This window comes from Pseudomonas sp. ADAK13 (assembly GCF_012935715.1).
Taxonomy (GTDB): domain Bacteria; phylum Pseudomonadota; class Gammaproteobacteria; order Pseudomonadales; family Pseudomonadaceae; genus Aquipseudomonas.
In genome coordinates, this window is record NZ_CP052860.1 from 3,097,250 (window position 1) to 3,120,780 (window position 23,531).

At 61.0% G+C, this 23,531-nt stretch carries 21 protein-coding genes; 5 read left to right on the forward strand and 16 right to left on the reverse strand.

Going from position 1 to position 23,531, the window contains the following annotated elements; genetic code table 11:
- Positions 1-4: 4 nt before the first annotated feature.
- From HKK54_RS14240 to dksA, 12 genes are all read right to left on the reverse strand, one after another.
- Entirely contained in the window at positions 5-880 is an 876-nt protein-coding gene (locus HKK54_RS14240; RefSeq protein WP_169387060.1) for an oxygenase MpaB family protein, read from the reverse strand.
- A gap of 6 nt (positions 881-886) precedes the next feature.
- Positions 887-2,824: an acetate--CoA ligase gene (gene acs, locus HKK54_RS14245; RefSeq protein WP_169387061.1), complete on the reverse strand. Its 1,938-nt coding sequence runs from the start codon at positions 2,822-2,824 to the stop codon at positions 887-889.
- Positions 2,825-2,929: 105 nt separating this feature from the next.
- Positions 2,930-4,594 carry a glucose-6-phosphate isomerase gene (pgi, locus tag HKK54_RS14250; RefSeq protein WP_010174359.1) on the reverse strand — a complete coding sequence of 555 codons (1,665 nt, stop codon included), beginning with the start codon at positions 4,592-4,594 and terminating at the stop codon, positions 2,930-2,932.
- A gap of 225 nt (positions 4,595-4,819) precedes the next feature.
- Positions 4,820-5,671, reverse strand: coding sequence for a pantoate--beta-alanine ligase (panC, locus tag HKK54_RS14255; RefSeq protein WP_169387062.1), 852 nt, complete (start codon positions 5,669-5,671; stop codon positions 4,820-4,822).
- Positions 5,668-6,468 (reverse strand): 3-methyl-2-oxobutanoate hydroxymethyltransferase, encoded by an 801-nt coding sequence (panB, locus tag HKK54_RS14260; protein WP_010174364.1) that lies wholly within the window; start codon positions 6,466-6,468, stop codon positions 5,668-5,670. The genes panC and panB overlap by 4 nt, the downstream gene beginning before the upstream one ends.
- A 215-nt stretch (positions 6,469-6,683) precedes the next feature.
- Entirely contained in the window at positions 6,684-7,181 is a 498-nt protein-coding gene (folK, locus tag HKK54_RS14265; protein WP_010174366.1) for a 2-amino-4-hydroxy-6-hydroxymethyldihydropteridine diphosphokinase, read from the reverse strand.
- A gap of 4 nt (positions 7,182-7,185) precedes the next feature.
- Entirely contained in the window at positions 7,186-8,592 is a 1,407-nt protein-coding gene (locus HKK54_RS14270) for a polynucleotide adenylyltransferase PcnB (protein WP_010174368.1), read from the reverse strand.
- A gap of 711 nt (positions 8,593-9,303) precedes the next feature.
- Positions 9,304-10,740, reverse strand: coding sequence for a sigma-54-dependent transcriptional regulator (locus HKK54_RS14275; protein WP_010174370.1), 1,437 nt, complete (start codon positions 10,738-10,740; stop codon positions 9,304-9,306).
- A gap of 22 nt (positions 10,741-10,762) precedes the next feature.
- Positions 10,763-13,717, reverse strand: a complete 2,955-nt coding sequence (locus tag HKK54_RS14280; RefSeq protein WP_029616058.1) for a sensor histidine kinase — start codon at positions 13,715-13,717, stop codon at positions 10,763-10,765.
- Positions 13,701-13,877, reverse strand: coding sequence for a hypothetical protein (locus HKK54_RS14285; RefSeq protein WP_003176118.1), 177 nt, complete (start codon positions 13,875-13,877; stop codon positions 13,701-13,703). The genes HKK54_RS14280 and HKK54_RS14285 overlap by 17 nt, the downstream gene beginning before the upstream one ends.
- A 62-nt stretch (positions 13,878-13,939) precedes the next feature.
- Positions 13,940-14,827 (reverse strand): tRNA glutamyl-Q(34) synthetase GluQRS, encoded by an 888-nt coding sequence (gene gluQRS / locus HKK54_RS14290; RefSeq protein ID WP_169387063.1) that lies wholly within the window; start codon positions 14,825-14,827, stop codon positions 13,940-13,942.
- An 84-nt stretch (positions 14,828-14,911) separates the two neighbouring features.
- The gene (gene dksA / locus HKK54_RS14295) at positions 14,912-15,346 is read right to left on the reverse strand and encodes an RNA polymerase-binding protein DksA (protein ID WP_010174401.1); all 435 of its coding nucleotides are present in this window, start codon (positions 15,344-15,346) and stop codon (positions 14,912-14,914) included.
- A 321-nt stretch (positions 15,347-15,667) separates the two neighbouring features.
- On the opposite strand from dksA, the gene HKK54_RS14300 reads away from it, so the two are divergent.
- A complete protein-coding gene (locus HKK54_RS14300) occupies positions 15,668-16,840 on the forward strand; it encodes a pyridoxal phosphate-dependent aminotransferase (RefSeq protein ID WP_169387064.1) in 1,173 nt (390 codons plus the stop codon).
- Positions 16,840-17,553, forward strand: a complete 714-nt coding sequence (gene sfsA / locus HKK54_RS14305; protein ID WP_010174405.1) for a DNA/RNA nuclease SfsA — start codon at positions 16,840-16,842, stop codon at positions 17,551-17,553. Before HKK54_RS14300 ends, sfsA begins: the two co-directional genes overlap by 1 nt.
- Here the strand turns inward: sfsA and HKK54_RS14310 are convergent.
- Positions 17,550-17,867 (reverse strand): Rieske (2Fe-2S) protein, encoded by a 318-nt coding sequence (locus tag HKK54_RS14310; RefSeq protein ID WP_010174407.1) that lies wholly within the window; start codon positions 17,865-17,867, stop codon positions 17,550-17,552. The genes sfsA and HKK54_RS14310 overlap by 4 nt on opposite strands.
- A gap of 206 nt (positions 17,868-18,073) precedes the next feature.
- Here HKK54_RS14310 and HKK54_RS14315 point away from each other — a divergent pair, with 206 nt between their 5' ends.
- The 3 genes from HKK54_RS14315 to HKK54_RS14325 are packed head-to-tail and all read left to right on the forward strand — an operon-like array spanning position 18,074 to position 20,753.
- Positions 18,074-18,952 carry a heme/hemin ABC transporter substrate-binding protein gene (locus HKK54_RS14315; RefSeq protein WP_169387065.1) on the forward strand — a complete coding sequence of 293 codons (879 nt, stop codon included), beginning with the start codon at positions 18,074-18,076 and terminating at the stop codon, positions 18,950-18,952.
- Positions 18,953-19,002: 50 nt separating this feature from the next.
- Positions 19,003-19,986 (forward strand): FecCD family ABC transporter permease, encoded by a 984-nt coding sequence (locus HKK54_RS14320; RefSeq protein ID WP_177325012.1) that lies wholly within the window; start codon positions 19,003-19,005, stop codon positions 19,984-19,986.
- Positions 19,986-20,753: a heme ABC transporter ATP-binding protein gene (locus HKK54_RS14325; RefSeq protein WP_169387066.1), complete on the forward strand. Its 768-nt coding sequence runs from the start codon at positions 19,986-19,988 to the stop codon at positions 20,751-20,753. The genes HKK54_RS14320 and HKK54_RS14325 overlap by 1 nt, the downstream gene beginning before the upstream one ends.
- Before the next feature lie 247 nt (positions 20,754-21,000).
- Here HKK54_RS14325 and HKK54_RS14330 read toward each other — a convergent pair whose 3' ends face one another.
- The 3 genes from HKK54_RS14330 to HKK54_RS14340 all read right to left on the reverse strand — a co-directional run bounded on the left by HKK54_RS14330 (position 21,001) and on the right by HKK54_RS14340 (position 23,466).
- Positions 21,001-21,273 carry a TfoX/Sxy family protein gene (locus HKK54_RS14330; protein WP_010174414.1) on the reverse strand — a complete coding sequence of 91 codons (273 nt, stop codon included), beginning with the start codon at positions 21,271-21,273 and terminating at the stop codon, positions 21,001-21,003.
- Positions 21,274-21,470: 197 nt separating this feature from the next.
- Positions 21,471-21,815, reverse strand: coding sequence for a pentapeptide repeat-containing protein (locus tag HKK54_RS14335; RefSeq protein ID WP_169387067.1), 345 nt, complete (start codon positions 21,813-21,815; stop codon positions 21,471-21,473).
- 94 nt (positions 21,816-21,909) lie between these two features.
- Positions 21,910-23,466, reverse strand: coding sequence for a bifunctional aminoglycoside phosphotransferase/ATP-binding protein (locus HKK54_RS14340; RefSeq protein WP_169387068.1), 1,557 nt, complete (start codon positions 23,464-23,466; stop codon positions 21,910-21,912).
- Between the last annotated feature and the right edge of the window lie 65 nt (positions 23,467-23,531).

Genomic DNA, 23,531 nt, shown 5'->3' on the forward strand with positions numbered 1-23,531 from the left:
ACAGTTATGGCTCCAGCAGGCCCATTCGCCTGTGGGCCCGTTGCACCGAACCATTGCGCATGGCCCAGCGCAACAACGGCGCGCTGCGCCTGACCCCGGCACGGATCATCTGGCGCTGGATCGGGCTTTGCTTCTGCCCGAGCATGTCGCTGGCCCAGTCCGGCAGCAGGTCGATGCCGGCCTGCATCATCAACGAGCCAAACGGCTTGGCCAAGGTGCTGGGAGACGGCGCATTAAGCAGCAGGCGCAGGACTTCGTGGCTGCGTTCATCACACAGCAGTTGCGGGCGAATACGCTCAAGGTAATCGGAAACTTCCTGACGTGAGCGCGGCACATGGCGCGCGCCCAATTGCTCGGCCACCAGGGCGATTTCGCTGTAGTACCGGTCTTGATCCCTGGGGGATAAATCCGGGTTGCGATAACGCAGGTGGGCCGCGAGAAAGTTGCTGACCTCTGCCACATGCACCCAGGTCAGCAGTTCGGGGTCACTGGCCGCATACGGTCGTCCGTCCGGGGCATGGCCGACCACTTGCAGGTGAATGGTGCGCACTTTCTCGATCAGCCATTCGGCATCACGCCGCGAACCGAACGTGGTCCCGGAAATAAACTGCGAGGTGCGTCGTAAACGCCCCAGCATGTCCTGCCGAAAGTTCGAGTGGTCCCACACGCCGGCCAGCGCCAGCGGGTGTAATGCCTGCAACATCAATGCGCTGATGCCGCCAATCAACATGCTGCTGAAGTCGCCATGGACCTTCCAGCTCACCGAGTTCGGTCCAAAGAGACCTGGATCGCCCTTGGGGTTTTCCAGGTCGAGTTGGCCCAGCGACAAACCGGTCAGGCTCATCAGCTGGTTTTCGATGCGGCTGCGAATGAATTCCATGGGTTCCTATCGGTTGAGGCGCTTGTCGATCAGGCCGTCCACCACGCTCGGGTCGGCGAGGGTGGAAGTATCCCCCAGGCTGTCCAGTTCGTTGCAGGCAATCTTGCGCAAAATCCGCCGCATGATCTTGCCTGAGCGGGTTTTCGGCAAGGCCGGCGCCCATTGAATCAACTCGGGCTTGGCGAAGCTGCCGATTTCCTTGCTCACCAGGTCCAGCAGGTGCTTTTTCAACGCATCGTCGGGTTCGACGCCATTCATGGGCGTGACGAAGGCATAGATGCCCTGGCCTTTGACGTCGTGGGGATAGCCCACCACCGCAGCCTCGGCGACCTGATCATGCAGCACCAGGGCACTTTCCACCTCGGCGGTGCCGATACGGTGCCCGGACACGTTGATCACATCATCGATGCGCCCGGTGATCCAGTAATCGCCGTCCTCGTCACGCCGAGCACCGTCGCCGGTGAAGTAGTAGCCGGGGTAGGGTTTGAAATAGGTGTCGATCATCCGCTGGGGATCGCCGTACACGCTGCGGATCTGCCCTGGCCAACTGGATTTGATCGCCAGTACGCCGCTGCCGGCGCCGCTGATTTCCTTGCCTTGCTCATCGAGCAGTACCGGCACCACGCCAAACATTGGCTGGGTGGCGCAGCCGGGCTTGATGCGCTGGGCGCTGACCAGCGGGCTGAGCATGATGCCGCCGGTTTCGGTCTGCCACCAGGTGTCGACAATCGGGCAGCGTTGTTCGCCGACCGCGTTGAAGTACCAGTCCCAGGCTTCCGGGTTGATCGGCTCGCCGACGCTGCCCAGCAGGCGCAGGCTGGCGCGGGAAGTGTTTTCCAGCGGGCCATGCCCTTCACGCATCAGCGCGCGCAGGGCGGTGGGTGCGGTGTAGAAGATGTTGACCTGATGTTTGTCGATCACCTGCCAGAAGCGCGAGCTGTCGGGGTAGCTCGGCACGCCTTCGAACATCAGCGAGGTGGCGCCATTGGCCAGCGGGCCGTAGACGATATAGCTGTGGCCGGTCACCCAGCCCACATCGGCAGTGCACCAGAACACTTCGCCGTCGCGGTAGTCGAGCACGTATTTAAAGGTCATTGCAGCTTGCAGCAGGTAGCCGCCGGTGGTGTGCAGCACACCTTTGGGTTTTCCGGTGCTGCCGGAGGTGTAGAGGATAAACAGCGGGTCTTCGGCGTCCATCGGCTCGGGCGGGCAGTCGTCGCTGGCCGCGTCCAGGGCCTGTTGATAGTTGAGGTCGCGCCCTTCAGTCCAACTGACCGCCGCACCGGTGCGCTGCACCACCAGTACCGTGCTGACGCCCGGGCAACTGGCCAGGGCCTTGTCGACATTCTGTTTAAGCGCCACTGGCTTGCCACCGCGCACGCCTTCATCGGCGGTGATCACCGTGTGGCAGTCGGCGTCGAGAATGCGGTCGCGCAGGGCGTCCGGCGAGAATCCACCAAACACCACCGAATGCACCGCACCGATCCGCGTGCAGGCCAGCATCGCGTAGGCCGCCTCGGGAATCATTGGCATGTAGATGCACACGCGGTCGCCTTTCTTCACACCACGGCTTTTCAGCACATTGGCCAGGCGGCTGACGTTTTGGTGGAGTTGGCGGTAGGTGATTTTGGAAGACTTTGCAGGATCATCGCCTTCCCAGATGAAGGCCGGTTGATCGGCGCGTTGTGCCAGGTGACGGTCGATGCAGTTGAAGCTGACGTTCAGTTGGCCGCCGTCAAACCATTGGGCGGCGCCGGTCTTGATGTCGGACTTCTGGACGGTGTGCCAAGGCGTGGTCCAGTCGAGAAAGCGCTTGGCCTGTTCGGCCCAGAACGTGTCGGGTTGCTCGACGGATTGGCGGTAGAGGCGCAGGTAGTCCTCTTGACTGAGTTGCGCAGCCCGGCGGACGGCATCGGCGGTGGGGAACGTGCTGATATCGAACATGAGGGATCCTTATTCTTGTTTTTGCGACAAGCAATAAAGATGCACCCTGTGGCAGGCGGGTTCAAGGCCAACGTCCAAACAGACGTTGGCCTTGCAGGCATACCCTCAACCGCGGTGACGACCGCGGAAGTAGTTGATCAACCCTTGGGTGGATGCATCGTCCGCAGGCTGTTCTTCAGTGCCGGTAAGGCGGTTGTAGACGCCTTTGCCCAGCTCCTTGCCCAGCTCCACGCCCCATTGGTCGAAGGCATTGATGCCCCAGATGACGCTCTGCACGAACACTTTGTGCTCATACATCGCCACCAGCGCGCCGAGGCGGCGAGGGCTGATGCGTTCAACCACAATGGTGTTGCTCGGGCGGTTACCCGGGATCACCTTGTGCGGTGCAAGTTTCTGCACTTCGGCTTCGGCCATGCCTTTTTCGCGCAGTTCGGCTTCAGCTTCGGCGCGGGTCTTGCCCAGCATCAGTGCCTGGCTCTGGGACAGGCAGTTGGCGTACAGCCACTGATGGTGGTCGGAAACCGGGTTGAAGCTGACGATCGGCACGATGAAATCGGCCGGGATCAGTTGGGTGCCTTGGTGCAGCAGTTGGTGATAAGCGTGCTGGCCGTTGCAGCCTACGCCGCCCCAGATAACCGGGCCGGTGTCGGTGGAAACCGGCGTACCGTCCTGGCGCACGCTCTTGCCGTTGGATTCCATGTCCAGCTGTTGCAAGTGCTTGGTGATGTTCCGCAGGTAGTGGTCGTACGGCAGGATCGCATGGCTCTGTGCGCCCCAGAAGTTGCCGTACCACACGCCCAACAGGCCCAGCAGCACCGGCATGTTCGCCTCGAACGGCGCGGTCTGGAAATGCTGGTCCATGGTATAGGCACCGGACAGCAGTTCCTTGAAGTTGGACATGCCGATGGCCAGCGCAATCGGCAGGCCGATGGCCGACCACAGCGAGTAACGACCGCCGACCCAGTCCCACATCGGGAAGATGTTTTCTTCGCGGATACCGAAGGCCACGGCGGCCGCGTTGTTGCTCGATACGGCGATGAAGTGGCGATACAGCTCGGCTTCCGAACCACCCTGGGCCAGGTACCAGGCGCGGGCGGCCTGGGCGTTCTTCAGGGTTTCGAGGGTGTTGAAGGATTTGGACGAGACGATGAACAGCGTGGTCTCGGCGCGCAGCTTCATGGTCAGCTCGTGGAACTCGCTGCCGTCGATGTTCGCCAGGTAATGGCAGCGCACGCCTTTGTGGGCGTAGGACAACAGCGCTTCGGAGACCAGCTCCGGGCCGAGGAACGAGCCACCGATACCGATGTTCACCACGTCGGTGATCGGCTTCTCGGTGTAGCCACGCCACAGGCCGTCGTGGATGCGGCCGACCAGGTCAGTGATCTGGTTCAGCACCTTGTGCACGTCCGGCATGATGTTCACGCCGTTGACCGACAGCTTGTCACCCACCGGACGACGCAGCGCGGTGTGCAGCGCCGGGCGGCCTTCTGAAGAGTTGACCGGCTCGCCGTTGAACAACGACTTGATCGCGCCTTGAAGGTCGACTTCCTTGGCCAGGCCCACCAGCAGGTCGCGGGTTTCGCTGGTGATCAGGTTTTTCGAGTAATCGAGGAAAAGTCCGCAGCTGCTCAAGGTGAACTGGGTAAAGCGCTGGGGATCGGCATTAAAGGCTTCGCGCATGCTGAAATCCTGCATGGCTTGGCGATGTTGATTGAGCGCTTGCCAGGCGGGCAGAGCGGTAACGTCATGAGGAGTGCGGTAGTACGCCATCGCTGCGGGTTTCCTTTTTATTGCTGGGACTGCTTGTAGGACACTTTAAAGCCGGGAATGTCCTGTCTTTGTGAAGATGACAGGCTCCGGTCGACGCCAACGAATAGCGTAGGGCGAATACATTAAACCTAGCGTGTCGATCTGTCTTGGCTTTGTCTGCGCTGTGGCCGGTACTTTTTTATACCGGCCGATCAGGCAGTGCAACAGGCGGGGTGTGTCGCGGGGTCAGTTCAGCTGCAAATGCAGGTTGTCGATCAGGCGGGTGGCGCCGAGGTAGGCAGCGACCAGAATCACCACGTCCCGGTCTTCAGCGGTGGCCGGACGCAGGTGCACGCCCTGGCGGACCTCCAGGTAATCCAGGCGAAAGCCTGCGGCTTCGATCTGCCGGATCTGTGCGGCGCGCAGTGTGGCGAAGTCGCGATCGCCGGCTTCAATCGCCGTCGCAATCTGGCTGAGGCTGCGGTACAGCACCGGTGCGATGGCTCGCTGCTCCTCGGTGAGGTAACCGTTACGCGATGACAGTGCCAGGCCATCATCGGCCCGTACGGTGGGCTCGCCGATAATCTGGATCGGCATGTTCAGGTCATGGACCATGGCGCGAATGACCGCCAGTTGCTGGTAGTCCTTCTGGCCAAAGATCGCCAGGTCGGGCTGGACCATGTTGAACAGCTTGCTGACCACCGTGGCCACACCTTCAAAATGCCCCGGACGGCTGGTGCCGCACAGGCCTTCGGACAGTTGCGGCACGCTGACGCGCGTCTGGCCGGCCATGCCGTCGGGGTACATCTCGTCAACGGTGGGGGCGAACAGCAGGTTGCAGCCGGCCTGCAGAAGTTTCTCCTGGTCGGCAGCGAGGGTACGCGGGTACTTGTCGAGGTCTTCGCCAGCGCCAAATTGCAGCGGGTTGACGAAAATGCTCGCGACCACGAAGTCCGCTTGTTGCGCGGCCTTGGTGACCAGCGTGGCATGGCCGCTGTGCAGGTTGCCCATGGTGGGCACGAAGCCGATGCGTTTGCCCGCACTGCGGGCATGGGCGACGGCGGCGCGCAGTTCGCGCACGGTCTTGACGGTGTTCATGCAGAGAATCCGTGTTCGGCGCCCGGGAAGGTGACGGCTTTGACTTCGCTGACGTAGGCGGCGATTGCCGATTGGATGCTGTCCTGGCCGGTCATGAAGTTTTTCACGAACTTGGGCACGCGGCCGGTGAGGGACAGGCCCAGCATGTCGTGCAGTACCAGAACCTGGCCATCGGTGTCAGCGCCTGCGCCGATACCGATCACCGGTACCTTGACCGCCTGGGTGATTTCCGCTGCCAGCTCGCTGGGTACGCATTCCAGCAAAATCATGCACGCACCGGCCTGTTCCAGGGCGATGGCATCGGCGCGCATCTGGCGCGCCTGAGCTTCGCCGCGGCCTTGCACCTTGTAGCCGCCGAGGATATTGACCGACTGTGGCGTCAGGCCCATGTGCGCGCAAACCGGCACGCCACGCTCGGCCAACAGGCGGATCGACTCGGCAAGCCAGGCGGCACCTTCAACCTTGATCATGTGCGCACCGGCACGCATCAGTTGAGCGCTGTTGGTCAGCGTCTGTTCGATGGTGGCATCGGCCATGAAGGGCAGGTCGGCAATGATGAAGGCGCCCTCGTTGCCGCGTTTGACGCAGGCCGTGTGGTAGGCGATTTCATCGTTTGTCACGGGCAGGGTGCTGTCATTCCCTTGTAGAACCATGCCCAGGGAATCCCCCACCAGCAACACTTCAACTCCTGCCTGGCTGCTGGCCTGGGCAAAAGTGGCGTCGTAACAGGTCAGCATGGTGATCTTTTCACCTTTGAGCTTGAGGCTCTGCAAGGTGCTCAGGGTAACGTTTGGCATGAAAAGGGTCCTCATTCAGGCGCTTGGAAACAGCGAGTAACGCGCGTGAGTCTTCGTTTATACAGGCGCACTTTCTTAAGGATCAGTGCTTATAAGGCCTGGATTGCGCCCTTTAGCGCCGGGTAGGCGGCAGCGGGACGCCTATAGTCGTGAGGAGAACTCTGGAAGTCAATTGGATGTGTTACCGCATTGTTACGGCGGTGGTGTTACCGCTGTTACTGATGCGATTCAGCAGGCGCGAGACGTTCCAGGCCGACAAACGGGCAGGCGTCCAGCAGGTCACTAAGCAAGCGGCCATCGGCCAGTTGCAGGCCGGCGGGGGCGAGTTCTGCCAGCGGGTACAGCACGAATGCCCGCAGGTGCATTTGATAGTGCGGCACCTTCAGGCGTGGCTCATCGATCAGCCGGTCGCCAAACACCAGGATGTCCAGGTCGAGGGTGCGCGGACCCCAGCGCTCAAGACGCTCGCGGCCCTGGTCATTCTCGATGGCTTGCAGCGCATCGAGCAGTTCCAGTGGCGCAAGGGCGCTGTCCAGGGCCGCGACCGCATTGGTGTAGCGCGGTTGGCCCGGGAGCAGGGAATCACTTTGATAGAAGGCAGAGACGCCCGCCAGCGTGGTGTCCGGCAATTGCGCCAAGGCCTCGACGGCATGGCGCAATTGTTGTTCAGGGGCCGCCAGATTGCTGCCCATGCCGATGTAGATACGTTCCACGGGCTTACTCGCCAGACGCGCTCGAGGCGTCGCCAGCGCTGCGTTTGCGCTTGCTGCCACTGCTGCGGCGACGCTTTTTCGGGCCATCGCCAGTGGCTTCGCCTTTGCTGCTGAGCTCTTTGATCATCTCGCGGCGCTGGCTGTCGTTGGCGTCCTGGTAGTCAGTCCACCATTCGCCCAGGCCGTCGGTCTGCTCGCCGGCGCTTTCGCGCAGCAGCAGGAAGTCGTAGCCGGCACGGAAGCGCGGGTTGTCCAGCAGCAGGTCGGCGCGTTTGCCGCTGCGGCGTGGCAGGCGCTCCTGCATGTCCCAGATCTCGCGGATCGGCATGGTGAAGCGTTTCGGGATGGCGATGCGCTGGCATTGCTCGGCGATCAGCTCGTGAGCGGCCTCCTGCATGGCAGGAATTGCCGGCATGCCACGGTCTTGCAGGCGCATGACGCGTTTTGGAAGCGCTGGCCACAACAGGGCGGCAAACAGGAACGCCGGGGTGACCGGTTTGTTCTGCTTGATGCGCAGGTCGGTGTTGATCAAGGCTTCGCTGATCAGCGTGTGGGTGTAGGTCGGGTTGTACTCCAGTGCTTCGGCGCTGGCCGGGAACAAGGGGTCGAACAACTGCAGGTCCACCAGCATTTCGAAGGTGTCGGCGGCATAACCGGAGAGGAACAGCTTGAGCACCTCTTCGAACAACCGGGCCGAGGGGATTTCCCGCAGCATCGGTGCCAGGTCGCGAATCGGCGCGGCCGTGTGCTTCTCGATCCCGAAGTTCAGCTTCGCGGCAAAACGCACCGCCCGCAGCATGCGCACCGGGTCTTCCTGGTAGCGTTGCGTCGGGTCGCCGATCAGGCGCAGCAGGTTATTGCGGATGTCGTGTACGCCATTGGCGTAATCGAGAATGCGCTCGCTGACCGGGTCGTAATACAAGGCATTGATGGTGAAGTCGCGGCGTTGCGCGTCTTCTTCCAGCGTGCCGTAGACATTGTCCCGCAGGATGCGTCCGCTTTCATTGCGGGAAGACTGGTTAGTGTCTTCTTCTTCATCGTTTTGCGGGTGGTTGGCGCGGAAGGTCGCGACCTCGATGATCTCGCGACCAAAGTGGATATGCACCAACTTGAAGCGCCGGCCGATGATCCGCGCATTGCGGAATTCGGCACGCACCTGTTCCGGCGTGGCGCTGGTGGCGACGTCGAAATCCTTGGGAGTGATATTGAGCAGCATGTCGCGCACGCAACCGCCAACCAGGTAAGCCTGGTAGCCGGCGTTCTGCAAACGTTCGACGATGTTCACCGCATAACGGCTGAACTGGGCGCGTTGCAGCGAATGCTGGCTGCTGTTGAGCACTTCAGGCGTGCTGCGTTTGTGTTGCGTACGACGCAAGGGAGAACGGAATGACTGGAACAACTTCTTCAGCATGGGATGCACTGTTTGAAGGAATGTTCGGCCATAACGAAGAATGACCGCATGATGGGCGGGGATTCTAGCATTTAGTCAGGGGATGGTGTAGGAACTAGCTGCAAGGCTTGAGCCAGAAGCTTAAAAGAAGGGTGGCAAGCGCCAAATCGCGGAAACTACAAGGGGAGCCGAAGCTCCCCCAGAAGTAGTTGCGTGCTCTATTTTTATTATTGGTTTCGGGCTTCTTGTTTTTGTTGATCGCCCTCGCCATGAAGTTTCACCTTCATGACACTCCCAATCGGGAGCCAAGAGCAAACGGATTGCTTTGGTCGCTGTGTTGCTGATCTACGATCCAACCAGTTCAGGCTCTGCCTTAGGGCAGTTTTTGTTGTTCTCGGCCTGGTTGCGGGGCAAGCCCCAAATGCAACGCCTCTCCAAAAGAATCAGTTAGCTGCGCCTCCGCCGTGTTGTTTTTGTTATGCGTGAGTCGATTCGTCTTATTTTTATTGTCTTGTACATTTGCTTGTTATTGTTTTTGTACTAAGCATATAGCAGGGTGCGTGCCAACTTTTGCGAGGCCCAGCAAAATAAGGGGTTCGAGGCGTTTTCGGCTTTTCTGAGGGCGAAAAAAAGCCGGGGCTTCGTTACCGTAAGCCCCGGCTTTTGTTACGTGAAAAATCAGCGGTAACAGTTTTTTCACATCTGAGGGTGTTACCTGTGGGGGCGATCCACTCAGCTTTCGCTGGCAACCCCGGTTTTACGCCGCGGGATACCCAGGCGCTGGCGCCGTTCCCACAGGCATTTACGGCTGACGCCCAGTTTGCGTGCCAGTTCGGTCTCGGTCATGTGGTCCTGGTGCTCGAGGACGAAATGCTGGAAGTAATCTTCCAGTGACAAATCTTCCGTCGGCTCGTGGCTGTTGTTACTGCCACCCTGCTGCGGCGGCAGGCCGATGAAGTCGTCGTCATCCAGGTCGCTGAGTTCGATATCGATCCCCAGCAGCTCGGCGGAAATTTCCGGGCTCTCCGACAGAATCACCGCGCGCTCTACCGCGTTCTCCAGCTCCCGCACGTTACCGGGCCAGGAGTAGTGGCGGATAGCCTGTTCGGCATCGGCGGCAAACTTCAGGTCGGTTCGGTTGATGCGCGCACTCTGGCGCGCCAGGAAGGCGGTGGCGATCTCGTTGACGTCGGCGCCGCGTTCACGCAGGGCCGGCAGTTTGAGTGCGATCACGTGCAGGCGGTAATAAAGGTCTTCACGGAACTGGCCGATCTTGGCCAGGCTTTTCAGGTCACGGTGTGTGGCCGCGATCAGTCGTACATCGACCTTCTGCGACTGAACCGAGCCGACGCGGCGGATTTCACCTTCCTGGAGTACCCGCAGCAAGCGTGCCTGGGCTTCCAGTGGCAGTTCGCCAATTTCGTCGAGGAACAACGTGCCGCCGTCGGCGGCTTCAACCAAACCCGCGCGGCCAGCGCTGGCGCCGGTAAAAGCGCCTTTTTCATGGCCGAACAATTCGGATTCGATCAGGGATTCCGGGATCGCCGCGCAGTTCACCGAGATCATCGGTGCCTTCGCGCGCTTGGACAGGTTGTGCAGGGCGCGGGCCACCAGTTCTTTACCGGTACCCGACTCGCCCTGGATCAATACATTGGAGTCGGTTGGCGCCACTTTGCGGATCTTGCTGTACAGGTCCTGCATCGGTGGGCAGGAGCCGATGATGCCGATTTCGCCATTACTGTTATCAACGCCGGGCTTTTCAGCACCGTTGACGGCCTTGCCCGCTGCCGGGCGCTCAGCCGGTGCGCTGCTGGCGGATTGGCGGTCACGCAGGATACGGGCCACGGCCTGGAGCATTTCGTCGTGGTCGAAAGGCTTGGCGATGTAGTCCACCGCGCCCATCTTCATCGAATCCACAGCAGAACGCAGGCTGGCGTAGCTGGTCATGATCAGCACCGGGGTGCCTTGGCCGAGTTTGATCAACTCGGTGCCAGGGGCGCCCGGCAAACGTAGGTCACTGACGATCAGGTCGAACGTGGGAATGCTGAAACGCTCTTGGGCTTCCTGCACCGAGCCGGCTTCGCTGACCTGGTACTGATTACGTTCAAGCAGGCGACGCAAGGCAGAGCGGATAATGGTTTCGTCTTCGACGATCAAAATGTGCGGCATTGATTCAACTCTCTCGACGGTCTCAGTTCACAGCGGACGTCGCTTCGACATGACGCGGCAAGGTCACCCGAATACGGGTGCCGCGTTGGCTTTCGGTGTCAGCCGGGCTGTCGATGGTGATTTGTCCATAATGCTCTTCAACGATGGAATAGACCAGTGCAAGGCCCAGACCGGTACCTTCACCCGGATCCTTGGTGGTGAAGAAGGGTTCGAACAATCGATCCATGATGTTCTGTGGAATGCCGCTGCCTTCGTCCTCCACGATCAAATCGACCGTGTGCTCGAAAGCCTCGCTCTTGACCCGTACTGCGCTGCCGGCCGGCGATGCGTCGCGGGCGTTGGACAGCAGGTTGATCAGCACCTGGGCCAGGCGTTGTGAGTCACCGTCGACCCAGTGTTCCGGATCGCACAGGTTGAAGAACTGTACTTCGAAATTGCGCCGGTTCAAGGCCAGCAGCCCAATGGCATCCTGGGCGACTTCAGCCAGGCACACGGCTTCGTCGTGATTCTGGTGGGCGCCCGCGTGGGCAAAGCTCATCAGCGACTGCACGATGCGGGAAACGCGCTTGGTCTGCTCGAGAATCTGCCCGCTGATTTCGGTGATCTCGCCGTCTTCTTCGCGCTCTTCCCGCAGGTTTTGCGCGAGGCAGGCGATACCGGTGATCGGATTGCCGATTTCATGGGCCACGCCGGCAGCCAAGCGCCCGATGCTGGCCAGGCGCTCGGAGTGCACCAGCTTGTCTTCGAGCATCTGGGTTTCGGTCAGGTCTTCCACCAGCAGCACCAGGCCGCTGTTACCGGGCGCCAGGGGCTCGTCGATGGCGGCCTTGTGCAGGTTGAGCCAGCGGGTCTGGCCGTCGAGGGCCAAGTGCTGTTTGTGCAAGTGCTCGTCGGGCAGGTTGATGAAGCCCTGGAGCAATTCTTTCCACGGGTCGCCAATGGTGTTCAGGCGCGAGCCCACCACGCGCTGGGCGGCGATGCCGGTGAGTTCTTCCATGGCCTTGTTCCACATCAGGATCTCTTGATCCTTGGCCAGGGAGCAGACGCCCATCGGCAGTTCCTGCAACGTCTGGCGGTGATAGCGGCGCAGGGCGTCGAGTTCGGCGGCAAGGCCGGTGAGGCGGGAGTGGTAGTCCTCCAGTCGGCTCTCGATGAAGTGGATGTCTTCGGTCACGTAGTTTTCGCCGCCAGCCTTGTAGGGCAGGAAGGTCTCGACCATGTCCTGGGACACGCTTGGGCCCATCAAGCCGGAAAGGTTGGCTTCGATGCGGTCCCGCAGGCGGCGCAACGCGTAAGGCCGGCGCTCGTCGAACGGCAGGTAGAGATCGCGCAGGGCCTGTTCGACTTCCTTTTGCGCAGCCTTGGCGCCCAGCGGCTTGGCCAGTTGCGTGGCAAATTCCTGAGGGGAGGCGGCGTGCAGTTCGCGGCGTTGCGGGCGGCGTACGTTGTCTACCGCGCAGGCTTCGGCCGCGCTGGTTTCTTCAGGGCTGGCGTTGGTAAACAGCGAGATCAGGGTGAACATCAGCACGTTGGCCGCCAAGGAAGCAATCGCCGCCATGTGCCAACTGGTGTCATCCAGCACGTAGATCATGTTCAACAGCGGGATGTAGAAGCCCTGCAAGTTGCCCACCAGCGGCAACAGCATGGTCACGGTCCACACCAGGATCCCGGCCAGCAGCCCGGCGATAAACCCACGGCGGTTGGCGGTCGGCCAGTACAGCACCGACAGCACGCCCGGCAGGAACTGCAACGTGGCCACAAAGGCGACGATGCCCAGGTTGGCCAAGTCTTGCTCGGCACCCAGCAACAGGTAGAAGCCATACCCGGCCATGATGATCGCGACGATCAGGGCCCGGCGGGTCCATTTCAGCCAGCGGTAGATATTGCCTTCGGCCGGCGGCTGGTAGAGCGGCAGCACCAGGTGATTGAGCGCCATCCCCGACAGCGCCAGGGTGCTGACGATGATCAGCCCGCTGGAGGCTGATAACCCGCCGACATACGCCAGCAGCGCCAGGGACTTGCTGTTCGCGGCAATGCCGACACCCAGGGTGAAGTATTCCGGATTAGTGGTGGCGCCAAGCTTCAGGCCGGCCCACAGGATCAGCGGCACCGCCAGGCTCATCAGCAGCAGGAACAGCGGCAAGCCCCAACTGGCGCTGACCAGCGAGCGCGGGTTGAGGTTTTCGGTGAAGGTCATGTGGTACATGTGCGGCATCACGATGGCCGAGGCGAAAAACACCAGCAGCAGCGTGCGCCATGGGCCTTCCTGCAATGGTGTGTGCAGCGCGGCCAGGGCCGTCTGGTTTTGCAGCAGCCAGAGTTCCAGCTGTTGCGGGCCGTCGAATACGCCATAGAGCGCGTACAGGCCGACGCCGCCAATGGCGATCAGCTTGATCACCGATTCAAATGCGATGGCGAACACCAGGCCTTCATGTTTCTCACGGGTGGCGATATGCCGTGAGCCGAAGAAGATCGTGAACAGGGTAATCAGCGCGCAGAAGCTCAATGCAACCCGGTGCTGCACCGGCTCGCGGGTCAGGATGCTGATGGAGTCGGCCACGGCCTGAATCTGCAAGGCCAGCAACGGCAGCACGCCAATCAGCATGAAAATTGTGGTCAGCGCACCGGCCCAGGTGCTGCGAAAACGGAACGCAAACAGGTCGGCCAGGGACGACAGCTGATAGGTGCGGGTGATTTTCAGGATCGGATACAAGAGCACCGGCGCCAGTAAAAACGCCCCCGACACCCCGAGATAACTGGAAAGAAAGCCGTAACCGTACTGATAGGCCAGGCCCACCGTGCCATAAAACGCCCAGGCGCTGGCGTACACGCCCAGCGACAAGGTGTAGGTCAACGGATGGCGAATGATCGCCCGCGGAATCATTCCACGTTCACTGATCCAGGCCACCCCGAACAGCGCGGCCAGGTAGGCGGCGCTGATCAGCAGCATCTCGGTCAGGCTAAAGCTCATCGGCATCTTTTTGGCTCTGCAGGATGAAAGTCACGACGATCAGAATCAGCCAAAGCAGATAGGGCCGGTACCAGGCGCCTGTGGCGTCGATCCACCAATCCATGATGGCGGGAGAAAACAGGTAGATCCCGACGACCAGCAGCAGGACCAATCGATAGATGTACATGTTGGCCTCTGATTGAAAAACTGCGGCGATGGTAACGGATGGCTCACAAGCTGCAAGCGCCTTCAGCGCAATTGCGCTTCTGCCAGCGTGAGTGTGCGCGGGATCTGTGCGGCGTCCCAGTGTCGAATGCCCCAATCCAGCAGTTCCCGTGGGCTGGCGTGGTTCAGTTCGTTGCCCGCTTGCTGGCCCAGGGCACGCAGCGCTCTTAACAGCAAAGGCGTGGCTTGGTCGGTGGTCAAGGGCGGTGAGCGGTAGGATTTGCCCAGTTTGTTACCGTCTGGCTGGACGATCAGCGGTACGTGCAGGTAGCGCGGTTGGCGCAGGCCGAGCAGCTCTTGCAGGTACAGCTGACGCGGTGTGGAGTCGAGCAGGTCGGCACCACGCACGATGTCGGTCACCCCTTGCCAGGCATCATCGAGGACTACCGCCAGTTGGTAGGCATACAGGCCGTCCCGGCGGCGGATGATGAAGTCGCCTGCGTCGCGGCCCAGATGCTGTCGGAATTCGCCTTGTACACGGTCGGTGAAATGATATTCCAGCTCCGGTACCCGCAGGCGGATGGCGGCATCTTGCTGGCCATGGCCGGCATTGCGGCACAGTCCCGGATAAATCCCGTTGTAGGGTTCCAGTCGCTTGCGCGAACAGGTGCAGGCGTAGGCCAGGCCATGATTGAACAGGCGATTGAGCACCTCGGCGTAGGCATCGTGACGTTCGCTTTGTCGGACCAGTTCCCCGTCCCATTCGAAGCCGTAGCTTTCCAGGGCATTGAGGATGGCTGCCTGGGCGCCAGGCTCTTCCCGAGGCGGATCGAGGTCTTCCATGCGCATCAGCCAGCGGCCTTGATTGGCGCGGGCGTCGAGATAGGAGGCGAGGGCGGCGACCAGGGAACCGAAATGCAGGTGTCCGCTGGGCGTGGGGGCGAAACGCCCGATATAGGAGGAGGCAGTCATGGGCCGGATATTACTGGAAAACCGGCAAACGCCAGAAACAAAAATGAGGCGTTCGCACGCCCCATTTGTTCAGCCCGGCAATGATTATTTGCCGACCTGTTTTTCCTTGATTTCAGCCAAGGTCTTGCAGTCCACGCACAGGTCGGCGGTAGGACGCGCTTCCAGGCGACGAATACCGATCTCGACGCCGCAAGACTCGCACCAGCCATACTCTTCGTCTTCGATGAGTTGCAGGGTCTTGTCGATTTTCTTGATCAGCTTGCGCTCGCGATCACGGGCGCGCAGTTCAAGGGCGAACTCTTCTTCCTGGCTGGCACGGTCTGCCGGGTCCGGGAAGTTGGCCGCTTCGTCCTTCATATGGTCAACGGTACGGTCAACCTCTTGCATCAAGTCCTGTTTCCACTGCTTCAGGATCTTGGAGAAGTGTTCGCGCATGGGCTTGCCCATGTATTCCTCACCCTTCGATTCGACGTAGGGTTGGAAGCCGCTGATGCTCTGTTGCTTTGCTTGGGTGGGCATGAATGGACCGCCTCTCACTCTTCTAATCCATTGCGCAGGATTGCAACATCACCGACACCTGCCGGCCCTGCGGCTGCAAGCGGGCGAACTTACCAGATAGATTCGGGGTGCGCCACTCCCGGTTGTCGAGGTCCCGTCTCCTGAGGGTTGCAAACCGCCGCAGGCCCCAGCAGGGCGGGCTTGTACGGTCTCGAATGTAGATTTTAGCTGTTTTGCAGGTAGTTGCCCGCGGCGCTTGCTACATCTCTTGCGGCAATAGAGCGGGTTTTACGCGGCGGGTTGGGTAGAATCGGGGTTTGTCCTCACAGTTAAGGAAGGCTAATGGCTCAGCCCTACAGTGCGCGCAGCCGCGCTATCGAACCTTTCCATGTCATGGCGTTGCTGGCGCGGGCCAATGAGTTGCAGGCCGCCGGCCATGACGTGATTCACCTGGAAATCGGCGAGCCGGACTTCACCACCGCCGAGCCCATCATCAAGGCCGGGCAGGCGGCGCTGGCCAACGGCAAGACCCGCTATACCGCGGCCCGCGGGCTGCCGGAGTTGCGTGAAGCCATCAGCGGTTTCTACCAGCAGCGCTATGGGTTGAGCGTCGATCCTGAGCGAATTCTGATCACCCCCGGCGGCTCCGGTGCTCTGCTGCTGGCGAGCAGTTTGCTGGTGGATCCTGGCAAGCACTGGCTGCTGGCGGACCCCGGCTACCCGTGCAACCGGCACTTCCTGCGACTGGTGGAAGGCGCGGCCCAACTGGTTCCGGTCGGCCCCGACGTGCGTTATCAATTGACCGCCGACCTGGTTGCGCGCCATTGGGACCAGGACAGTGTGGGCGCGTTGGTTGCCTCGCCCGCGAACCCGACTGGCACCATCCTGACGCGGGATGAGTTGGCGGGGTTGTCGAGCGCCATCAAGGCGCGCAACGGGCACCTGGTGGTGGACGAGATCTATCACGGCCTGACCTACGGCACCGATGCCGCCAGTGTGCTGGAGGTCGACGATGAAGCCTTCGTTCTAAATAGTTTTTCGAAGTATTTCGGAATGACCGGCTGGCGCCTGGGCTGGCTGGTAGCGCCGCCTGCAGCGGTCGGTGAATTGGAGAAGCTCGCGCAGAATCTCTACATCAGTGCGCCGAGCATGGCCCAGCATGCGGCCCTGGCCTGTTTTACCCCGGAAACGTTGAACATTCTTGAGGATCGCCGGGCCGAGTTTGGTCGGCGCCGCGACTTCCTGCTGCCCGCCTTGCGGGAGCTGGGGTTTGGTATCGCCGTTGAGCCGGAAGGTGCGTTCTACCTGTATGCCGATATCAGCGCATTCGGCGGAGATGCCTTCGCTTTTTGCCGGCACTTCCTCGAAACCGAGCACGTGGCGTTCACGCCGGGCCTGGATTTCGGCCGTTATCAAGCCGGTCACCATGTGCGTTTTGCCTACACCCAAAACCTTGATCGCCTACAGGAGGCCGTTGAGCGGATTGCCCGTGGCTTGCGGAGCTGGCAAGGCTGATGCGCTTTAATCCTCCCCTCGAAGAAGGCCGGCTGATCCGCCGTTACAAGCGTTTTCTCGCCGATATCGAAACCGTTACCGGCGAGTTGCTGACCATTCACTGCCCGAACACCGGCTCGATGTTCAACTGCATGGTGGAAGGTGGCCAGGTCTGGTTCAGCCGCTCCAATGACCCCAAGCGCAAGCTGCCCGGCACTTGGGAAATCAGCGAAACCCCTCAAGGGCGCCTGGCGTGTGTGAACACGGCGCGGGCCAATCAGTTGGTGGAAGAAGCGCTGCGGGCCGGGCTGATCACCGAACTCAATGGCTTTACGGCGCTCAAGCGTGAAGTGCCTTACGGTCAGGAAAACAGCCGGATCGACTTCCGCCTGGATTACCCGACGGGCGCGGCGTATGTCGAGGTAAAAAGCGTCACCCTCGGGTTTGACGGGACTTCGACTGCGGCGTTTCCCGATGCCGTGACCCAGCGTGGAGCCAAGCATCTACGGGAGTTGGCACACCTGGCGCGTGAAGGCGTGCGGGCGGTGCAACTGTATTGCGTCAACCTCTCGGGGATCGACTCGGTGCGTCCTGCCGAAGAAATTGATGCCGGTTATGCGGCGGCGTTGCGGGAAGCCAAGGCGGCAGGTGTTGAGGTGTTGGCGTATGGCGTGCGGGTGACGTCAGAGGAAATCTGCGTCGATCGTCGCCTGGAAGTGCTGCTCGGCGACTAGATTTGCACCCACAGGCCCTGTTCGTCCTCGCGGCCGGGCAGGGCGGTCAGGCTCTGTCCGGCGCAAGGTCCGGCAACGCACTCACCGCTCTCGATCAAGAACAGCGCACCATGGGTGGCGCACTGGATCAGGCTGGCGCTGGGGTCGAGAAACTGGTGCGGCTGCCATTCCAGCGGTACCCCGCGATGTGGGCAACGGTTGATATAGAAGTAGGCAACGCCTTCACGGCGCACTGCCAACAACTTGCGGCCGTCGATATCGAAGCCGAGGCTCGCGTTGGGGGCGAGTTCGCTGGAGGCGCAGAGAAACTTCATATAGGTCCTTAAGTGCCGCCGTTTGCGGGCTGCAAGGCTATCCTGGTTTTGCCGGAGAGCCCGGTGCTTGACGTGCAAATGCAAACAATTATCAAATGCCGGCTTCGCCCATAAGCTGACTGGGCGCTCTGTACGATGTCGGGCAGCCTGGATCTGTCACATTGCGAGTGTTTCAGCGGGCCCACCCCTTGGAAGGAAACCCTTTTATGCGCCTGAGTGCCAGTGCTATTGCGCTCGTTGTCGGACTGCTGGTCAACGCAGGGGCCCAGGCCTCTGAACTGCCACAACGCTGGGTCAGTGCCGGTGGTGCGTTGTCGGAGTGGGTGACGGCCCTGGGCGGTGAGTCAAAGTTGGTGGGCGTGGATACCACCAGTCAGCACCCTGAATCCCTCAAGGCGCTGCCGAGCATCGGTTATCAGCGTCAGTTATCGGCGGAAGGCATTCTCAGCCTGCGTCCGCAAATCCTGGTGGGCACCGAGGAAATGGGCCCGCCGCCGGTTCTGGCGCAAATCCGCAATGCCGGTGTGAAAGTGGAGCTGTTTTCGGCCGAGCCGGACCTGCCGACTCTGCAAGGCAACCTTCAGCATTTGGGCAAATTGCTGGGCAGTGAGGCCAAGGCTGCGGAGCTGTTCAGCGACTATCAGCAACAGTTGGATCAACAAAAGACCTGGGTGACCAAGGCCCAGGCGACTCAAAAGGCGCCTGGCGTGCTGTTGTTGCTGGGGCATGCAGGTGGCAAGCCGCTGATTGCGGGTAAAGACACGGCGGCTGACTGGATGCTGCAACAGGCCGGCGGCCATAACCTGGCGACCCACAGTGGTTACAAACCGTTTTCCGTGGAGTCCCTGGCGGGGCTCAATCCTGAAGTGTTGGTGTTTGCCGACCGTGCGCTGACGGGCGATGCGGCCCGCGCGGCGCTGTTCAAGGAGAACCCGATCCTGGCGTCAACGCCGGCGGCCAAGAACGGTCGCGTCTATGAGCTGGACCCCACGTTGCTGGTCGGCGGGCTTGGGCCGCGTCTGCCACAAAGCCTGGTCAAGCTGTCTGCCGGGTTCTATCCGTCCCAGGCTAAAACCGCCCCATGACCACTCTGGTTAAACCGCGCACCCTGTTTATCGGCTTGAGCCTGTTGTGTGTGTTGGCGATCTGGTTGTCACTGGCGCTGGGGCCCGTCAGCTTGCCGTTGATGGACACACTGCGGGCAGCCCTGCGCTTGCTGGGTGTGCCGATCGAGGCTCAGGGGCTGGAACAGGCTGAGCTGATTCTCGGGCAGATTCGCCTGCCCCGCACGCTGTTGGGTCTGGCTGTGGGAGGCGTGTTGGCGCTTTCGGGCGTGGCCATGCAGGGGCTGTTTCGCAACCCCTTGGCCGACCCCGGCCTGGTCGGGGTTTCCAGTGGTGCGGCGCTGGGCGCGGCGATTGCGATTGTCGGCGGATCATTCTTTGGAGGTTTGCCGGATGCCTTCGGGCCTTACTTGTTGTCGCTGTGCGCCTTTCTCGGCGGCCTGGGAGTGACGGCGCTGGTCTATCGCCTGGGGCGGCGCAACGGCCAAACCAATGTCGCGACCATGCTGCTGGCCGGTATTGCCCTGACGGCCCTCGCCAGTTCGGCGGTGGGCCTGTTCACCTACCTGGCAGACGACGCCACCTTGCGCACCCTGACGTTCTGGAACCTGGGCAGCCTGAATGGCGCCAGTTATTCGCGCTTATGGCCGCTGCTGCTGGTGAGCGCCGCCGTCGCCCTGTGGCTGCCGCGCCGGGCCAAGGCGCTGAATGCGCTGCTGCTGGGCGAGTCGGAAGCGAGCCACTTGGGCATTGATGTTGAGGGTCTCAAGCGCGAACTGGTGTTCTGCACCGCGCTGGGTGTGGGCGCCGCCGTGGCGGCGGCGGGGATGATCGGCTTTGTCGGGCTGGTGGTGCCGCATCTGGTCCGCCTGTTGGCGGGGCCTGATCATCGGGTATTGCTGCCGGCTTCCGTGCTGGCGGGGGCGAGTTTGCTGTTGTTTGCCGATCTGGTGGCACGCCTGGCCTTGGCGCCGGCGGAGTTGCCGATCGGCATTGTTACCGCGTTTATCGGTGCGCCGTTTTTTCTCTACCTGTTATTGCGAGGGCGCGCCTGATGCTGCGAGTAGAAGAGCTGCAGATTCGCCGAGGGCGCAAAACCGTATTGGCGGACGTCACCCTGGATCTGCTGCCGGGTGAAGTGCTCGGTGTATTGGGTCCCAACGGTGCGGGAAAAAGTACCTTGCTCGGTGCGTTATGCGGCGAGCTGCAGCCTGATCAGGGTCGTGTGTGGCTGGATCAGCGCGAGTTGAAGGACTGGGGCGGCGCACAACGTGCCCAGCGCCTGGCGGTCCTGCCGCAGACCTCGACCCTGGATTTTGCCTTTCGTGTCGAAGAGGTTGTCGGCATGGGCCGCTTGCCCCATCAAACCGGCCGTGTGCGTGACGACGAAATCATCGACGCCGCCCTGCAGGCCGCCGATGTCGGACACCTGAGCGGGCGCAGCTACCTGGCGTTGTCGGGCGGCGAGCGCCAGCGCGTGCACCTGGCGCGGGTGCTGGCGCAGCTGTGGCCGGGGGAAGCAGGGCAGACCCTGTTGCTGGATGAGCCGACGTCGATGCTTGATCCGCTGCACCAGCACACCACGTTGCAAGCGATACGCACCTTTGCCGACCGTGGCGCGGCAGTGCTGGTGATCCTTCACGACCTGAACCTGGCGGCGCGCTACTGTGATCGCATTCTGTTGCTGGAGGATGGGCGACCCCATGCGCTGGATACACCTGCGCAGGTCTTGCGTCCGGAGCCGCTCAAGGCAGTGTTCGGGCTGGATGTGTTGGTGCAGCCGCATCCGGAGCGCGGGCATCCGTTGATCATTGCACGCTGAAAATCACCGCTTTTTTACGGGCAAAAAAAGACCCGGCAAGAGCCGGGTCAAATAACCGTGATTAGCCTGATGAGGAGATAATCTGAGAGTCCGAACCAATGGTCTTTCAGTTATCGGCTGATCTCGCGATCAGTTGTGATAATCATAACGATTCTCATTTGAGAGTCAACATTTGTTTTTGCCGGCTTTTTGAATTTCCTCAAACATGTGTTCGGAATCCCCGGAAACGCGGGGGGAAATTGCCGTCTCAATTCTTTTGGCGAGCGGAAAGAGCGTCCAGCTGACGGTTCAATGCCTCCTTGCGCTCAACGGGAATGTCATTCCAGTGCACATCCATCAGTGCGCCTTCAATCGCATACAGCAGCACTTTGGATGCCCTGAAGCCACGGGTGCGTACAGCACGGTAAGCGTCGACTGCCCCCAGGCGGCGTAGATCAGAGGCGCTGTGGATGCCCACCGCATGCAGCCATTGCGCCGATGTCTTGCCAAGGTTTTTCAGGTGTTGCAACTCATCATTCATCAAGCCTCCTTGCGACGGCCGAATGGTTCGGTGGGTATCGTGACCAGGCAAGCCTGAAAGGAGTGTAGCGCTCAGTAGGAAAAGCGTAGTTCTTTGGTCGGCAACGACCTAAAAGCTTCTAAGGCGGGCGGGGATTCTGGCGTAGGAAAGGGTGATGCCCCCGGTACGCTTTGCGCGTAGCCGGGGGCAGATGCTACTTACCGTGTGCGATAGCGCAAACGTGTGCCGAAGTTGACGGACATCAGGATCTCGTCGGCGCTCAACTCGGGTGGGAAGTAAGCACCGGAGATCTGTGCGTGCGCCAGGCTCGCACCTTCCAGCGGGCACCCACGCAAATCCAGGCCGCGCAAGTCGGCGGAGCGGAAATAAGCGTCGGTAAAGTCCACACCTTCGGCATTCAGGTCGCGCAGGTCCAGGCCGCGAAAGTCGCCGCCACGCATATCGATAGTGCCGCCTTTAGGGCGCTCCTGGTTGAAGCCGCGGATGTCATCTTTATGCAGAAGCGCGTAAAGCGGGGTATCAAGTAGCTTCGGCTGGCTCACAATGGCGACTCCCGTGTTGGAATTATGACGCCATTATAGTGCCACTATTGCTTGATCGTGAGCCCCGGAAGGCTACACGACCAAGAAATATTTCTTACAGGCCCGGCAAGCGCTGGCGAATATGTGCCACCAGTGCGTCCAGGGTCCCGCTTTCGTTGGTCTCCACGCGCTTGCTAAGCAGCAGCTCTTCGGCGCTGAGTGGGTCACGGGTGGCCTGTTGCTCTTCGATGATGGTCAGGGTGGCGTCGGATGGATCGTTCTTGTCCGCCTGACGTTGTGCCAACCACGCGGCGATAACGGCCTGTGGCGCATTGCAATCGAGGATCAGGAACGGCGCGCCGGTGGCCTCGGCGATTTTGGCCGCAGCATCGCGTTGCTCGCGCTTGAGGAAGGTGGCATCCAGTACCACCGGGAAACCAGCGCGCAGTACAGTGTCGGCGATTTCGTTCAAGCGCGCGTAGGTCGCGGCGCTGGCATCTGCTGCGTAGATTCCGGCCTGCGGGGTGTTCTCGACCTTCTGCTCACCGAACAAGCGCTTGCGCTCTACGTCCGACCGCAGGCGAATTGCCCCCAGTGCTTCTACCAGGCGCATGGACACATGGCTTTTGCCGACGGCCGATACGCCGTGGGTGATGGCCAGGAAACGCGACGGGATGGTGCTGTAGCTTTCCGCCAGGTTGGCGTAGTTGCGGTATTGGCGCAGGGTGGTCGCGCGCTGCACTGCGTCCGCTTCGGAAGGCATGCTGAACAGGGCGACCTTGGCGCGTACCAGCGCGCGATAGGCTTTGTAGAAGTTCAGCACCTCCAGGCCCTGATAGTCGCCGGTCAGCTCCAGGTACTGGCTGATGAAACGTCGCGCCAGGCTCTTGAGGCCACGGTCTTCCAGGTCCATCGCCAGAAAGCCGGTGTCGGCATACACGTCGGTAAAACGGAACGGTTCGTTGAACTCGATGCAGTCGAAGATCACCACGTGGCCATCAATCATCGTGGCGTTGCCCAAGTGGATATCACCGTGGCATTCGCGAGTGAAGCCATTGAGCTTGCGTTGTTCGAACAATGGTTTCAGGCGCTCGAAGCTGCTTTCGGCCCAGGCCTGCAGGGCTTCCAGTTGTGCCAGGTCGGCCTTGTCGCTGAGGAACGGGCGGATCTGCTCGAAGTTCTGCAGCACCGGTGCCATGACATCGTGCGGTGTGCCGGCGGAGTGGGTGGCAGGCACTTTGGGGGCATTCAGGTGAAAGTGCGCAATCTGCCTGGCCATTTCGTCGATGTGCGCGCTGGTCAGCTCGCCGTTGGCTTGCAGGGTGCTAAGCAGCTGGCTTTGCGGGAACTGGCGCATCTTCAGCACATAGTCGAGCACCGGGCCGTCGCCGCCCACTTGCGGTGCTTCGGCACTGCCGGTGATTGGCAACACTTCCAGATACAAATCGTCGGTCAGACGCTGGTTGAGGCGAAGCTCTTCATTGCAGAAGTGGCCGCGGGCTTCCAGGGAGGTGAAATCGAGGAAGCCGAAATTGACCGGTTTCTTCATTTTATAGGCGTAGTCACCCGTGAGCAGAACCCAGGAAATATGGGTTTCGATGACTTGGAACTTATCCACAGGATGGGGAAACAGGGCCGGGTTTTGTAGGGCTGCAATCAGGGACTGGCTCACGGGCGATCCTTCAGAGTCTGGGAAAATTCATGGCGGGCATTATGGCTCCTACAAGCGGTCGTGCA

Coding starts and splice junctions, on each gene's coding strand:
- HKK54_RS14240 (WP_169387060.1), bottom strand. CDS start 880: ATGGAATTCATTCGCAGCCGCATCGAAAACCAGCTGATGAGCCTGACC.
- acs (WP_169387061.1), bottom strand. CDS start 2,824: ATGTTCGATATCAGCACGTTCCCCACCGCCGATGCCGTCCGCCGGGCT.
- pgi (WP_010174359.1), bottom strand. CDS start 4,594: ATGGCGTACTACCGCACTCCTCATGACGTTACCGCTCTGCCCGCCTGG.
- panC (WP_169387062.1), bottom strand. CDS start 5,671: ATGAACACCGTCAAGACCGTGCGCGAACTGCGCGCCGCCGTCGCCCAT.
- panB (WP_010174364.1), bottom strand. CDS start 6,468: ATGCCAAACGTTACCCTGAGCACCTTGCAGAGCCTCAAGCTCAAAGGT.
- HKK54_RS14270 (WP_010174368.1), bottom strand. CDS start 8,592: ATGCTGAAGAAGTTGTTCCAGTCATTCCGTTCTCCCTTGCGTCGTACG.
- HKK54_RS14275 (WP_010174370.1), bottom strand. CDS start 10,740: ATGCCGCACATTTTGATCGTCGAAGACGAAACCATTATCCGCTCTGCC.
- HKK54_RS14280 (WP_029616058.1), bottom strand. CDS start 13,717: ATGCCGATGAGCTTTAGCCTGACCGAGATGCTGCTGATCAGCGCCGCC.
- HKK54_RS14285 (WP_003176118.1), bottom strand. CDS start 13,877: ATGTACATCTATCGATTGGTCCTGCTGCTGGTCGTCGGGATCTACCTG.
- gluQRS (WP_169387063.1), bottom strand. CDS start 14,827: ATGACTGCCTCCTCCTATATCGGGCGTTTCGCCCCCACGCCCAGCGGA.
- dksA (WP_010174401.1), bottom strand. CDS start 15,346: ATGCCCACCCAAGCAAAGCAACAGAGCATCAGCGGCTTCCAACCCTAC.
- HKK54_RS14300 (WP_169387064.1), top strand. CDS start 15,668: ATGGCTCAGCCCTACAGTGCGCGCAGCCGCGCTATCGAACCTTTCCAT.
- sfsA (WP_010174405.1), top strand. CDS start 16,840: ATGCGCTTTAATCCTCCCCTCGAAGAAGGCCGGCTGATCCGCCGTTAC.
- HKK54_RS14310 (WP_010174407.1), bottom strand. CDS start 17,867: ATGAAGTTTCTCTGCGCCTCCAGCGAACTCGCCCCCAACGCGAGCCTC.
- HKK54_RS14315 (WP_169387065.1), top strand. CDS start 18,074: ATGCGCCTGAGTGCCAGTGCTATTGCGCTCGTTGTCGGACTGCTGGTC.
- HKK54_RS14325 (WP_169387066.1), top strand. CDS start 19,986: ATGCTGCGAGTAGAAGAGCTGCAGATTCGCCGAGGGCGCAAAACCGTA.
- HKK54_RS14330 (WP_010174414.1), bottom strand. CDS start 21,273: ATGAATGATGAGTTGCAACACCTGAAAAACCTTGGCAAGACATCGGCG.